Raw genomic sequence first — 14,363 nt, 5'->3', positions numbered from 1 at the left:
CTACATGCTGCGCCCCTGGATCTCCCCTGAAGCAGCCCAAAAGATAGTAACCAGGGCCGCTTTCCGTTAGTATTCGGCGGTTTTTGAGTCAATGAGGCCGTAATAATGGCAACCACGCTATTTAAAGATTTTCAGTTTGAAGCCGCACACCATCTGCCAAACGTGCCGGAGGGCCATAAATGTGGCCGCCTGCACGGGCATTCGTTTATGGTGCGTATTGAAGTGACCGGGGAAGTAGACGCCCATACCGGTTGGGTGATGGATTTTGCCGAGCTGAAGGCCGCTTTCAAGCCGATTTGGCAGCGCCTGGATCATTATAATCTGAACGATATTCCTGGCTTGGAGAACCCGACCAGCGAAGTGCTCGCCGCCTGGATCTGGCAGCAGTTGAAACCGCAGCTGCCTGAATTGTCGGCAGTGATGGTCAAAGAGACCTGTACCGCAGGCTGCGTATATAAAGGTTAACAGGGCAAGGCTCAGGGTGAGGCGATTGGCTCCGGTGCAATCTCCCTCACCCTAACCCCAAGGAGAGGGAACCGATCGAGTTCGTTGATTGCTCAGCGTTTTACTTTCCTTTCTTGTTCTTACTCCCCTTTTCCGAAGCAGCACGATCCCACCAAAGGCTCCGGGCAGCTCCCTCTCCCTGTGGGAGAGGGTTGGGGTGAGGGGTAGGTCTTAAGCAATATTCAAATACTTATGCGTCTGCATCGAAAGCCGCCAGTTGCGGGCAATGCAGGTCTCAATACACAACCGCGTCGCCTCTTCTTTCTGGCTGATCGGCTGCAAAGCGATAATACGGTGTTTTTCGTCGTGCAACGTTGCCAGCAGCTCATCCAACGCCTCAATATCACGTTCACGCCCCACCGGATGCTTGATCTCATCGGCCCGCATCAGCGCCTGCTCTACTACCTTCAAACCACCGCGCATATTCACTTTGGGTGAAACGGTGACCCAGGTATTGGGGGAACAGAGGACTTCATGGGTGCCACTGGTTTCAATTTGGCAGCCGTAGCCCGCATTCTCAAACAGTTTGGTCAACGGGATCAGATCATAGATGCACGGCTCACCGCCGGTGATCACGATATGGCGCGCGGTATAGCCCTGCTGTTCGACCACCTCCAGCAATTGTTCCGCACTGGCGCTTCCCCAGGCATCGCTCTCGGCAGTTTTCACCAGGATGCGTTGCATATCCACTTCCCGATCGGCGTCCTTTTCCCAGGTGTGTTTGGTATCGCACCAGCTGCATCCCACCGGGCAACCCTGTAGGCGAATAAAAATGGCCGGAACGCCGGTGAAATAGCCTTCGCCCTGCAAAGTCTGGAACATCTCATTAATCGGGTACTGCATCGCTTTCTCAATCTGTCTAGGTAAAGACGCATTATCGCAGATCCCGACCGGGCGACCAAACCTGGAAAAGTGTATTAAATTTTGTCCGTTCGGCGACGACCAGCAGCTTTCTCCGGTTAACCTGCTAATAGGTGACGTTTATTGCAGATTTAACACCAACCCCCCATGTTATCCACCGCTCAAAACAAACATAGAATTAACATTTAAAACGAAAATATTTGACATAAAAGCGCCTGTGACGCAGATGTATAGACAGGCAGGCACAAGTCGGGCGCAGTTCCGACGATCCATCAACATCCTATCTGCGTTTAAGGAAACTATGGCCCATTCCACCGAGTTGAATATTCAGCAGGCTATCGACGACAGCAAATTTTCGCTGTTTCACTGGACCCTGATCATCCTGGGTTTTCTGATCCTGGCAATTGACGGTTACGATACCGCGGCGATGGGCTATATCGCCCCTTCGGTGGCCAAAGACTGGGGGATCGTGAAACAGGATCTGGGGCCGGTATTAAGCGCGGCGCTGCTTGGCCTTTCGTTAGGAGCCCTGGTTGCCGGGCCGATTTCTGACCGCGTTGGCCGCAAACGGGTGCTGGTGTTCTCCTGCCTGTTCTTTGGCCTTTCCAGCCTGGCTACCGCCTACGCGGGTTCACTCAATAGCCTGACGCTGTGGCGCTTCCTCACCGGGCTTGGGCTGGGTGCCGCCATGCCAAACGCCATCACGCTGATCTCCGAATATGCTCCGCAGCGCTGCCGATCGCTGGCCATTAACACCATGTACTGCGGCTTTCCGCTGGGAGCAGCAGGCGGTGGCGCCATCTCTTCCTGGCTGATCCCCGCTTACGGCTGGCACAGCGTGTTGCTGCTGGGGGCCATTGCCCCGCTATTGCTCACCGTGCTGTTGATCCTGCTGCTGCCGGAATCGGTGAAATACATGGTTAACCGTGGGCAAGATGCCGCTAAAATCAAACAGATTGCCCAACGTTTTATCAGCTATAACATCAGCCACATCTCCCGTTTCTACCTGTATGAGGACAAGCTGGCCCTGTCGAAGACCAGCGTCGGCCTGCTGTTCAGCCGCCCCTACCTGGTGGGGACACTGATGCTGTGGCTCACCTACTTTATGGGATTGGTGATCTACTACGTATTACTGAGCTGGATGCCGCTGTTGATGCAAGGGTTGGGGTATCAGCTTGAGCAATCGGCGATCCTGACGTCGCTGTTCACCTTCGGCGGTACACTGGGGATCCTGATGGCTGGCTGGTTGATGGACCGCTGGAATGCCCACAAGGTGGTTTCCACCGGCTTTGCCATCAGCGCCCTGCTGATTGTGGCGATGGCCACCGAGGATAGCCAGATCGTGCTGCTCGGCGCCTTTATCTTCCTGATGGGCATTACCATGAACGGCGCGCAATCCGGCCTGCAAACCCTGGCTGCCACCTACTACCCAACGCACAGCCGCGCTACCGGTATTGCCTGGATGCAGGGGATTGGCCGCTTTGGCGGCGTGGCTGGCACCATGATGGCGGCTCAGCTACTGGCGATGGAGTGGCAGGTGCAGAGTATTTTGCTGTTCCTGGCGATCCCGGCGCTGCTTGCCAGCCTGGCCACGGTATTTAAAATGACGCGTTCAAGCGCATTGCAACCGGCTATCTAACCTATTGATTATATTAATGGGCGCTGTATACAGCGCCCTACAAATCGTTGTCTCCCAATCCTCCGGTAATACGTTTTTTTTATCTCTCCCGCTTAGTTGTAATCCAGATGTAAAATTATTGTGATTTGTCGCTCAAAAATGACACTATTTTAATTCATTTTTGTAGAGCAGCTCACTGTTTTGCCACGTCCGGCTAATGGTCTTAATCCGAAAACAAAACATAAAAACCTGATTTAAAACACAAATAACCTTTTCTTATGCCATTTTTCGCAAATTGTCGCCGCTGTTGCATATGCTTGTACATACAAGTATATGTTAATAAACCCCGCTCATTGTTATGGCCTGTGAGTTGCCGTCATAAGATGAGATTTGTACCGATACTGTTTGAGGAACTAGCTGTGACTGCAAATAACAAAGTTCGCCATGTTGATATTCGCGCGCCCCGCGGCACACAATTAAACGCCAAAAGCTGGCTGACCGAAGCGCCGCTGCGCATGCTGATGAACAACCTCGATCCTGAAGTGGCTGAAAATCCACACGAACTGGTCGTTTATGGCGGTATCGGCCGCGCAGCCCGTGACTGGGACTGTTACGACAAGATTGTTGCCACCCTCAAAACTCTGGAAGACGACGAAACCTTGCTGGTGCAGTCCGGCAAGCCGGTCGGCGTGTTCAAAACGCACAGTAACGCCCCGCGCGTGCTGATTGCCAACTCCAACCTGGTGCCTCACTGGGCAACCTGGGAACACTTTAACGAGCTGGATGCCAAGGGTCTGGCGATGTATGGCCAGATGACCGCTGGCAGCTGGATCTACATCGGTAGCCAGGGCATCGTGCAGGGCACTTACGAAACCTTCGTCGAAGCTGGCCGCCAGCATTACGACGGCAGCCTGAAAGGCCGCTGGGTGCTGACCGCCGGGCTGGGTGGCATGGGTGGCGCACAGCCACTGGCCGCTACCTTGGCCGGAGCCAGCTCGCTGAACATCGAATGCCAGCAGAGCCGCATCGATTTCCGCCTGAAAACCCGCTACGTCGATGAGCAGGCCACCGATCTGGATGACGCACTGGCGCGCCTGAAAAAGTACTGCGCCGAAGGCAAAGCCATCTCGATTGCCCTGTGTGGCAATGCGGCAGAAATCCTGCCGGAGCTGGTCAAGCGTGGCGTTCGCCCTGACATGGTTACCGACCAGACCAGCGCCCACGATCCGCTCAACGGTTACCTGCCAAAAGGCTGGAGCTGGGAAGAGTATCGCCGCCGTGCACAAACCGAACCTGCGGTGGTGGTGAAGGCTGCCAAACAGTCAATGGCCGAACACGTAGAAGCCATGCTGGCGTTCCAGAAAATGGGCGTGCCTACCTTCGACTACGGCAACAACATTCGCCAGATGGCCAAAGAGATGGGCGTTGATAACGCCTTTGACTTCCCAGGCTTTGTACCTGCGTATATTCGCCCGCTGTTCTGCCGTGGCGTCGGTCCGTTCCGTTGGGCGGCGCTGTCTGGCGATCCGCAGGATATCTACAAGACCGACGCCATGGTCAAAGAGCTGATCCCAGACGATGAGCACCTGCACCGTTGGTTAGATATGGCACGTGAGCGCATCAGCTTCCAGGGCCTGCCAGCCCGTATCTGCTGGGTTGGCCTCGGCCAACGCGCCAAGTTGGGCCTGGCGTTTAACGAGATGGTACGCCGCGGCGAACTCTCTGCTCCAATCGTCATTGGTCGTGACCACCTGGATTCCGGCTCGGTCGCCAGCCCGAACCGTGAAACCGAATCCATGAAAGACGGCTCTGATGCCGTATCCGACTGGCCGTTGCTCAACGCCTTGCTCAACACCGCGAGCGGTGCCACCTGGGTGTCTCTGCACCACGGCGGCGGCGTCGGCATGGGCTTCTCCCAACACTCCGGCATGGTGATCGTCTGTGACGGCACCGATGAAGCCGCCGAGCGTATCGCCCGCGTGCTGCATAACGACCCGGCCACCGGCGTCATGCGCCATGCCGATGCGGGTTACGAGATCGCTATCGACTGCGCCCGCGAGCAAGGTCTGAACCTGCCAATGGTTGCCGCTACTCAGGGAGAAAAAGCATGAAGGCTCTGACTATCCGCCCAGGTAAGCTGACGCTTGCCGAACTGCGCCAGGTTTATCAGCACCCGGTCAAACTGACGCTGGACGACAACGCCTATGGCGCGATCCAGCAGAGCGTTTCCTGCGTGGAACGCATTGTGGAAGAGAACCGCACCACTTACGGTATCAATACCGGCTTTGGCCTGCTGGCTTCCACCCGTATCGCCCGCGAAGATTTGGAGAATCTGCAACGTTCCATCGTGCTGTCACATGCGGCCGGTGTGGGTGCACCTACCGATGACAACCTGGTGCGCCTGATTATGGTGCTGAAGATTAACAGCCTGTCGCGTGGTTTCTCCGGCATCCGTCTGGAAGTGATCCAGGCGCTGATGGCGCTGGTGAACGCCGAAGTGTATCCGCATATCCCGCTGAAAGGCTCCGTCGGTGCTTCAGGCGATCTGGCCCCGCTGGCGCACATGAGTCTGGTGCTGTTGGGCGAAGGTAAAGCCCGCTATCAGGGCGAGTGGTTACCGGCCACCGAGGCGCTGGCCAAAGCGGGTCTGAAGCCGTTAACGCTGGCAGCCAAAGAGGGTCTGGCGCTGCTGAACGGCACCCAGGTTTCCGCCGCCTTTGCGCTGCGTGGCCTGTTTGATGCCGAAGATCTGTTTGCTGCCGCCACCGTCACCGGCAGCCTGACCGTGGAAGCCGCACTGGGATCTCGCAGCCCGTTCGATCCACGCATTCATGAAGTACGTGGCCAGCGTGGGCAGATCGACGCCGCCGCCGCTTATCGCCACCTGCTTGGCGCGCGTAGCGCCGTGTCAGACTCACACGCCAACTGCGAAAAAGTGCAGGATCCTTACTCCCTGCGCTGCCAACCGCAGGTAATGGGTGCCTGCCTGACGCAGATCCGCCAGGCCGCAGAAGTGCTGGAGATCGAGGCCAACGCCGTTTCCGATAACCCGCTGGTGTTTGCCGAACAGGGCGATGTGCTGTCCGGTGGCAACTTCCACGCCGAACCGGTAGCCATGGCCGCCGATAACCTGGCGCTGGCATTCGCCGAAATCGGTTCACTTTCCGAGCGCCGTATTTCACTGATGATGGATAAGCACATGTCGCAGCTGCCACCGTTCCTGGTGGATAACGGCGGAGTAAACTCCGGCTTTATGATCGCCCAGGTCACCGCCGCCGCGCTGACCAGCGAGAACAAGGCACTGGCGCACCCGGCCAGCGTTGACAGCATCCCAACCTCGGCCAACCAGGAAGACCATGTCTCGATGGCGCCGGCAGCGGGCCGTCGCCTGTGGGAAATGGCGGATAACGTCCGCGGCATTCTGGCCGTAGAATGGCTAGCGGCCTGCCAGGGGCTGGATCTGCGTAAAGGTCTGCAAACCACTGCAGGGCTGGAGCAGGCTCGGCATCTACTGCGCGAACATGTCGCCTACTACGATAAGGATCGGTTCTTCGCCCCCGATATCGAAGCAGCCAGCCAACTGTTGGCAGCAGGCCATCTGACCGCGCTGATCCCAGCCACTTTGTTACCTAGCCAGGCGTAACGCCTTTAGGCCGTGCCCCGTCAGTCTGGAGCACGGCCTATTACCCTGCACAATTCGTCCTCTATCCCGCCGGGGTTCGTTCCCCCTGTGCGGATAGCGCTGCCTGTCCGACAACAATATGATTAAAACGGAGAAGCAACATGCGTAATGAGAAACCCCAGCTCCGGCGTGGCCTGAACGCGCGACATATCCGCTTTATGGCCCTGGGTTCGGCCATCGGTACCGGTCTGTTCTATGGTTCCGCTGGCGCTATTCAACTGGCTGGCCCGGCCGTACTGCTTGCCTATCTGGTGGGTGGCGCGGCGGTATTTATGGTCATGCGTGCCTTGGGGGAGATGGCGGTGCATCAGCCCGTCTCCGGCTCCTTCGGCCACTACGCCAGCCATTACCTCGGCCCGTTGGCGGGCTTCCTCACCGGATGGACTTATACCTTTGAAATGGTGATCGTGGCCCTGGCCGACGTGACGGCCTTCGGCATCTATATGGGGCTATGGTTCCCGGATGTCGCTCAATGGGTCTGGGTACTGAGCATCATTCTGTTTATCGGCGCGCTTAACCTGTGCAGCGTCAAAGTGTTTGGCGAGATGGAGTTCTGGCTGTCGCTGGTCAAGGTTGCCGCCATCGTGGCGATGATCGTTGGTGGGGCTGCCGTGATGTTGTTCGGCTTCGGTGTCACGCAGGAAGCGACTGGCTTCAGCAATCTGTGGCAACACGGTGGCTTTATGCCTAACGGTATTGGTGGCGTCATTGCCTCCCTGGCGGTGGTGATGTTCGCCTTCGGCGGGATTGAAATTATCGGTATCACCGCCAGCGAAGCCAAAGATCCCGCCAAGGTGCTGCCCAAGGCGATCAACGCCGTGCCGGTCCGTATCCTGCTGTTCTACGTGCTGACCCTGCTGGTATTGATGTCTATCTATCCGTGGAACAGCATTGGCCAGAACGGTAGCCCGTTTGTCGAGATTTTCAGCCATATGGGCATCAGCTCGGCGGCTAACGTGTTGAACGTCGTGGTGATCACCGCTGCCATCTCCGCCATCAACAGTGACATCTTCGGCGCTGGCCGCATGATGTACGGCATGGCGCAGGATGGGCAAGCACCCAAGGCCTTCACCAAGCTGACCGGTAACGGCGTACCTTGGATGACGGTATTGGTGATGTCCATTGCTCTACTGCTGGCCGTAGTGCTCAACTATCTGATCCCCAAACAGATCTTTATCATCATTGCCTCCATCGCCACCTTTGCCACGGTGTGGGTATGGCTGATGATCCTGCTGTCGCAGATCGCTATGCGCCGCACGCTCACTAAAGATGAAGTGGCAAAGCTGAGCTTCCCAGTACCTTGGTGGCCAGTAGCTCCTGCATTGGCCACGGCGTTTATGGTGTTTGTGATCGGCCTGCTCGGTTACTTCGAGGAAAGCCGCATCGCGCTGTATGTCGGGCTAGTCTGGGTAGCCTTCCTGACGCTGGCTTATACCTTGTGGGTACGCAAAAAAGGTGGGGAAACCTCTGCCGTAGTCTCAACCGAAAGCCGCTAACAACCAGCCCACCAGCCTCGATTAATGAGGCTGGTGCCCGCTGCGGCAGGTTTACTCGCCCAAGAGTTGCCGTCAGCTTGGTGAAAGCCTTAGGAGCCTGACCATGTAAACGGTATCTCTGGCCGTATAGACTTCGCTGTGACCTGGTCAGTCCTTGTTTGAATAAGACACTCATGGTGACATACATGAACGCGGGCTTGTAATAATGCACCGGTGAGTCAAAAACCATCATGATTTCAGCCTGATCATTGATAACCTCCCGGTGTCACTTGGCGGCCAAAAGATTGGCCACTAGGGAACCTACCGTACCACCACATACAATAATTATCCTACTTCACATTCCAACCTCTCTGTCTGCATACAACAAAGTACGTTAGCCATGGCATTATTACACTGACTCTATTTAAGGCATTTAATCCAGAAGGAGAAAGCAGATATTTCCGTGAAGGAACTAAAAGTCTAATAGCTAATAACCATAAGACATAATAAAAAGGAATATAAAAATAGGATTTATATTAAACCAATGAAATCATGGTATTATGAGAATAAAAACAGAGTTCATGACAGTTAATTTAATGCTATGAATTTCATTTTAAAACTAAATCATTATCGTGGCTTTTCTGGCAGAGCTGGTTATGTTGCTGACATGCTCCATCCAGGCTGTAACCCACCATCGCCATGTACAGGCTAAAGTAGCGTTCTGCCATCTCAATAAACGAGCTATTTAACTCAATCAGCACGTTATTTTTGGTGGTGAGCAGGCCCGATTTTTCCGCCGCCAGCAGGATCCGATTGATATGCGTACGGGACACCGAGCTAAACTTGGCGATCTCCGCCGAAGACAAAAACAGCACGTTGGAATTATGACGGATACTTTCTATAAAGAGCATCAGTAACACCATATGGCCCGCATCTTTAGTAATAAATAATGCGGCCTGTGGAACCAGATCGATCAGATAGATCTCCTGTATCATCAGTTGGCCGTAAACCTTGAAGAACGCAGGTAAAAACCAGCTCTGATCCAACAGGTCGGCAACCGGAATTTCGGGGGCTAACGTTTGATAGGGCAGCGCCATCGAGGAAACCAGCTCATGGGTTTGGCGCAAAGCATTCGGGGTAGGCCTAAACAACAGCGTGCGCCGGTCTTGATCGTCCTTCTTGACCTCCAGCCAGCGCCCTACGCGCAGAAAGAACAGAAACGAATCCAACGCGTTCTCACTGATAATATCTTTGTCTTTAAAAAAGGCTTTAACATCCTTCAGGGCGGCCTCGCTTTGGTTGTAATAAATGGCCAGCAGAGTCGAGCAGATAATAAAGCGGCTGTTACGAAAGATGATTTTGTAGAACATAGGATGATTCCGATAGGTTTCATCTATCATCACGGCGTGTTTAATTATCGCCTGATGGAACCGCCCCGAGCTTCTTATCCTGGCGGCCCGTTGTGCCAATTCAAGTTCGATCTGAGGTTTATTGGGTAGCATCTTTTTCTCTATTTAGCCACAAGGTGAGGCCTGTTATTTCCGTACGGCATATTGTTGATCGACCGCATTACCCTGGTCATCGATAATGGCGGCGTTGACCACTGCTGAGGAGATAGCTCCTGATTGAACAATACCATCAATCCGATACTTTTTGCTGCCAAAAGGCGGCGTCATCATATCGCTCTCTTGTTGCACCGGATAATCTTGCTGACCAATGCGCAACGCAAGACGGGAAAAAGAGAGATAAACCGGCGACGGGTTATCGCACAGCAAGACGTAATGATTATCTTCCTTTTTCAGTGTGAACACCGGCTTGGGCGCATCCTTCTCTGCCGCGACTACCGCCTTGGGCCGATAGAAAATCTTCATCTGGGTGTTCATCGCCATGGTCACGCTAGGCTGAAGCGGGGGGATCACCGGACGTGTTGGTGGAATTTCGTACAGATTAATCCAGAAGACCGATTCCCTATCCGTTGGCAGTGACTGCTGGTTATAAATCAGCCTCAGCCCTTTCATGGTCTTGGGCTGCATGCTAAATACCGCAGGCAAGCTGACAAAAGGCGCTGTTGATTGCTCAGGGGCCGCATTGACATCCCCATCGTCTACCCAGGTTTGCACCACTATCGGATAGTCGTTGGTATTGAGGAGCATCAAGCTTTTTTCATTATCGCCCTCACGAAAAATCACTCGCGTTGCGGAGGCAATAATGCCGGCCTGAGCCAGCATGGCAGGTAACAAGCCACCGAGCAGCAGTAGCGTACAGACGATTTTCTTCATAATGTTCTCTACTGTACCTTGACCCAAACATACGCCTTGGCATCAACCTTGCCCGCCGTAACGGTCTGGCCCGGCAAGCGTGATAATGTGGCTGTCAACTGCGTGGTGTAATGAGTATACCCCGTCGCGGTACTGCCCCCGCTGCTTGCGCCATCGAGAACTGGATACCAACCCGCATTGTTACCCTGTGGGCACTGGCCAGCACTACAACGAGCCCAGCCGACAAAGTTCATTGGCGTACCGTTGCTACTGTTAGAGAGTGCAATTCCCACGCCGGTCGCTACACTGCTGTCCGTGCCATAACCGTCAGAGAGCAGATAGCTGACGCCACCGCTGGCGTTGACCAGACCAAGCTGTTGCGCCAGAGCAAAGCTGGCATAAGGGACTTGCAGACCCAAGGCCGTACGATTGGTACTAATCCCCGAAACGGCTGCATTATCACATTCGATATTGATGGTGAACTGGGCCTGCGAGGTTCGCCCCGCGGTTAATTGACCGACGGAAAGCGTGGGCAGGATCACCAGCGGAGTGACGTTACGTGCCACACAGGTGGCGGTGTAAGAAAGAGAAGAAATCGGCGACGTCCCCATCCCCATCGCGTTCCAACGCCCGGTTCCCCAGGTCGAATAGTTGGTGGCTGAATCGCTACCAATAGGATCAGACGCAATACCCGGCCCTTGGAAGGTCACATAGCCATTAGGCTGGATGCAGGTATAGTTCGAATTACCCGTGGTGGAAGCCATGCCAGTCAATGGATTAGAGGCACTGTAACCACAGTAGTTACTGGCACCACGGCCAGGGAGCGAGCTGATGCGGATCAGATCTGCCCGGATGGGGCTGAAATCCTTGACCCGGACCTGGATCTTGTTACCCACGGTGGCATAACGGGTGATCGGCGTTGCCTGCCAGTAACGGGTAAATACCTTGCCCGAATCCAGATGAGTGAGACGAATACCGACATAGGGGAAGTAGGTGGCAAAATAGTTGGGATTGCCGTCCGCCGCCCCTAAATCATAATACCCCCCCACCCGGTCGTCACCGTTGGTGGCAAACACTTCAAAAATCTGCCCGACGTCGCTAGCATCGCACTCATACAAAACTTTGTTCGGATCTGGGTAACGGACGCCGGAGGTGAAATCAAACACGCTACTGCCCAGCGGCGTGCCTACGGGCTGCAGGTATGTGCTGGTCAGGTTGATACGCCCCAGGCCGATCCCGACGCCACAGGCGTCGCAACCGGAGTCAATGGCTGGCGAAACGCGGGTGCATCTGGCCGCCGCTGGTAGGCAGACCCCTGCAAATAGGCCTCCCAACAGCGCCAACCGCAGCAGTGAAAATAACTTCATGGCATAACCTCCGGTGAAAAATCGGTAAATCAGCGGCATGTCGCCTTCAATAACAGGATCGGCTCATCGCTTGGTGGGGGTAATTTATAGGGTAAGCTGCATCGTTCAGTCGCCCCTTTTCCCCAGCGTAAGGTCAATTTCCCCTGCGGTTTATCGCTGCGCAGATAGACCTGATTAGCCTGGCCGACCATGCCGACATCATTATTGTTCTCATCATAGACCGAGGTCCCCATCGGGATGATGCTGCCATCTGGCCGCTGAACCTTGATCAACACCGCCTGACCTCGTATCGTTTTGAAGTGCAGACGCACCGTGGCTCCTGCGAAAGGTGCCACGCGCTGTTGCCCACTTTCCAATTCTGCTTTGCTGCTCATCCCCTGCGGATTCAAAGCCACGGTATTGAAATGATAGGGCACCAACGAAGGAACCAGCGCATAACCGAAACGATCGACACGGGCACCCTGCCCATCCATCACTTGCGCACCACGCGCACCAGGGGCATAGATCAGGGCAAAGGTATCCCCAACATAAGGCCCAAGCGTGACTCCACCGCGATGGGCAACCACTGCCCCCTGTAGTGCTGCCGATCCCTGCCAATATTGGCTGGATGCTGAAACCGAGCCGGTGGCACTGGCATAAGGCAGGCGGGTTTGCAGATTCCCCCCCCAGATACTGTTATGGTTATTATCGTCGGTGGTGAAATTAAGCCCATAGCCGACCTGCTGCGTCTCCCCCACGTTGCCCGAGATCGCCGCCTGATAGCTCCCTCCCTGCCCCTGGCTATGGTTAGAGAACAACGATGCCGTTGGCGCAGAAGAAGAGCGGCCAAGAGGAAAGGAAACCGAGAGCGAACTAACGGTTTGCGAGGTGTTGGTACTCGCGAAACCATTGCTATTCACATAAGGCTGATTTCCGTCGTAATAGGCGCTATTGTTGCCGTTCAGGCTACGGGTACGCGTCACCGAAAGGTTCAACGCGACGCCGTTGCCAAATACCTTGCCCCACCCCAACTGTAGCTGATTATCCCGGCCACGCCCATCGCGATAATCCTGCGTAGAGCCTGACAGCGTCAGGTTACCCAATGAGCCGATCCCCTGATTGACGGCCACTTCAAAGCGCGACTGCTGGCGATAGGAATCGGATTGCCAACTTTGTCCACTGCGTTCTGCCTGACGTACGCCAAGCACATCGCTCAAATCACGAAACCCGTCGGTGGAGTAACGATACCCGGCGATGGAAAGCGTGGTATCCGTTGGGGTAAAGCTTTTGCTATAGGACAGGTGCAGCATCCAGCCCGAGGTGGTGCCTTCCGGCAGGCTGGCATGGGAAAAAGTGCTATCCAGGCCAAAAGCCCCCAGCGAGTTACTGTAGACCCCACCCAGCATCAAGGCCTGATAACCATCAGCCAACTGGTTGCCAGTATTAAACGTTAGAGAGTTGCTCAAACCATACTGCCAGGTCAGCTCACTGAAAAGATCGTTGTCGCCGATAAAGCGCGATCGACCAAGAGTCGCCGAATAGCGTGAGGAGCCGGGGCGCATGGATTGGGGAACGGCAGAGAATGGCACGGTGAAGGTGCTGACGCTACCATCTGCCTCGGTCACCACCACCGTCAGGTCACCAGAGAAGTTGGTGGCAAACAGATCGTCAATCGCAAAGGGACCAGGGGCCACCGTGGTTTCATACAGTTGGCTTTTGCCCTGAAACACGGTCACCCTGGCGTTACTGTTAGCAATACCGCGCACCACGGGAGCATAGCCTCGCAGCGAGTCCGGCAGCATACGATCGTCCGACGTCATCCGGACACCGCGAAACCCCAACCCGGCAAAGAAATGGCCGTCGGTAAAACCTTCTCCCAGCAAAACCTCACTGCGTAACGGCAGCACCGCCCGCTGGACATAGCGGCGGCTGGTATCCCAATGGCTGCCAAATTCATTATCAAAACGGAAGCTGGATTGCTGGCGGTAACGCCATAGACCCAGGTTAAAACCCCCATTCAGATTGGCGAAGGTGGAATTGAGATCCTTGGTCTGCCCCTGGCGGTAGTTGACGTGATATTGGTTAACGTTGTAGTTGAAAAACGCCATTGTTTCACCGCTGCTCAGGCTGTCAGGGCTGACGCTGCCACGGGGTTTATGGTTCAACAAACTCTGTGGGATACTGAGATCCAATCTTAGTTGTGACATATCGGCCTGAACCTGAATATCTTTAAGATCGCGTCCAGGTTGCAGGCAGCCTTCCGCAGGCGCCACCGGCACCTCCTTTAGACCAAGGCGTTCCAGCTGTTGTCGGTCAAAACACGGCAAAACACGCCGATCGTCACCCAAAACAAAGCGGATTTTGCTGCGTTCAACAAATACGCCGTTGGTAAACAGTTCGACCTCATAGTTGCCTGGCGTCACCAGATCCTGTTGGTTGAACTGTTCGAGTTGCGTAGTGCTGAAAACGCTGCCGCGCAGTAAATCGGCGTCGAAGGCGTAGTCGTCGTCCGTCGCGCCTTGTGCCAGGGAGATCCCGCCCAAAGAGAGCAAAAAGAGGCCATAGCGGCAGCACGTTGATAGCAGAGGCGGAAATGTGGGATAGTTTTTAAGCGACATC

10 protein-coding genes are annotated in these 14,363 nt (G+C 55.0%); 5 read left to right on the top strand and 5 right to left on the bottom strand.

What is annotated here, in order from left to right:
- Positions 1-105 precede the first annotated feature (105 nt).
- Positions 106-465 (top strand): 6-carboxytetrahydropterin synthase QueD, encoded by a 360-nt coding sequence (gene queD / locus KGP16_RS04465; protein ID WP_021179400.1) that lies wholly within the window; start codon positions 106-108, stop codon positions 463-465.
- A gap of 210 nt (positions 466-675) precedes the next feature.
- Here queD and queE read toward each other — a convergent pair whose 3' ends face one another.
- Complete coding sequence (gene queE / locus KGP16_RS04460) at positions 676-1,347, bottom strand: 7-carboxy-7-deazaguanine synthase QueE (RefSeq protein WP_021179399.1); 672 nt, start codon at positions 1,345-1,347, stop codon at positions 676-678.
- Between the two features lie 319 nt (positions 1,348-1,666).
- On the opposite strand from queE, the gene KGP16_RS04455 reads away from it, so the two are divergent.
- The 4 genes from KGP16_RS04455 (at position 1,667) to KGP16_RS04440 (ending at position 8,161) form a co-directional block, all read left to right on the top strand.
- A complete protein-coding gene (locus KGP16_RS04455; protein WP_094982122.1) occupies positions 1,667-3,004 on the top strand; it encodes an aromatic acid/H+ symport family MFS transporter in 1,338 nt (445 codons plus the stop codon).
- 398 nt (positions 3,005-3,402) lie between these two features.
- A complete protein-coding gene (hutU, locus tag KGP16_RS04450) occupies positions 3,403-5,094 on the top strand; it encodes a urocanate hydratase (protein WP_024483429.1) in 1,692 nt (563 codons plus the stop codon).
- Positions 5,091-6,626 carry a histidine ammonia-lyase gene (gene hutH, locus KGP16_RS04445; protein ID WP_223500865.1) on the top strand — a complete coding sequence of 512 codons (1,536 nt, stop codon included), beginning with the start codon at positions 5,091-5,093 and terminating at the stop codon, positions 6,624-6,626. Before hutU ends, hutH begins: the two co-directional genes overlap by 4 nt.
- Before the next feature lie 140 nt (positions 6,627-6,766).
- Positions 6,767-8,161 carry an amino acid permease gene (locus tag KGP16_RS04440; RefSeq protein WP_059199787.1) on the top strand — a complete coding sequence of 465 codons (1,395 nt, stop codon included), beginning with the start codon at positions 6,767-6,769 and terminating at the stop codon, positions 8,159-8,161.
- 587 nt (positions 8,162-8,748) lie between these two features.
- On the opposite strand, the gene KGP16_RS04435 is transcribed toward KGP16_RS04440, so the two are convergent.
- From KGP16_RS04435 to KGP16_RS04420, 4 genes are all read right to left on the bottom strand, one after another.
- The gene (locus KGP16_RS04435) at positions 8,749-9,510 is read right to left on the bottom strand and encodes a hypothetical protein (protein ID WP_223500864.1); all 762 of its coding nucleotides are present in this window, start codon (positions 9,508-9,510) and stop codon (positions 8,749-8,751) included.
- A gap of 165 nt (positions 9,511-9,675) precedes the next feature.
- Positions 9,676-10,419, bottom strand: coding sequence for a molecular chaperone (locus KGP16_RS04430; protein WP_071926039.1), 744 nt, complete (start codon positions 10,417-10,419; stop codon positions 9,676-9,678).
- 8 nt (positions 10,420-10,427) lie between these two features.
- Complete coding sequence (locus tag KGP16_RS04425) at positions 10,428-11,765, bottom strand: fimbrial protein (RefSeq protein WP_071682260.1); 1,338 nt, start codon at positions 11,763-11,765, stop codon at positions 10,428-10,430.
- A gap of 29 nt (positions 11,766-11,794) precedes the next feature.
- Positions 11,795-14,362: a fimbria/pilus outer membrane usher protein gene (locus KGP16_RS04420; protein WP_223500863.1), complete on the bottom strand. Its 2,568-nt coding sequence runs from the start codon at positions 14,360-14,362 to the stop codon at positions 11,795-11,797.
- Position 14,363: the final 1 nt, after the last annotated feature.

The sequence above is a fragment of the Serratia sp. JSRIV006 genome, assembly GCF_019968685.1.
In the GTDB taxonomy this organism is placed as follows: Bacteria; Pseudomonadota; Gammaproteobacteria; order Enterobacterales; family Enterobacteriaceae; genus Chania; species Chania fonticola_B.
Note: the sequence above shows the minus strand (reverse complement) of the source record. Positions and strands in the feature narration are given on the sequence as shown.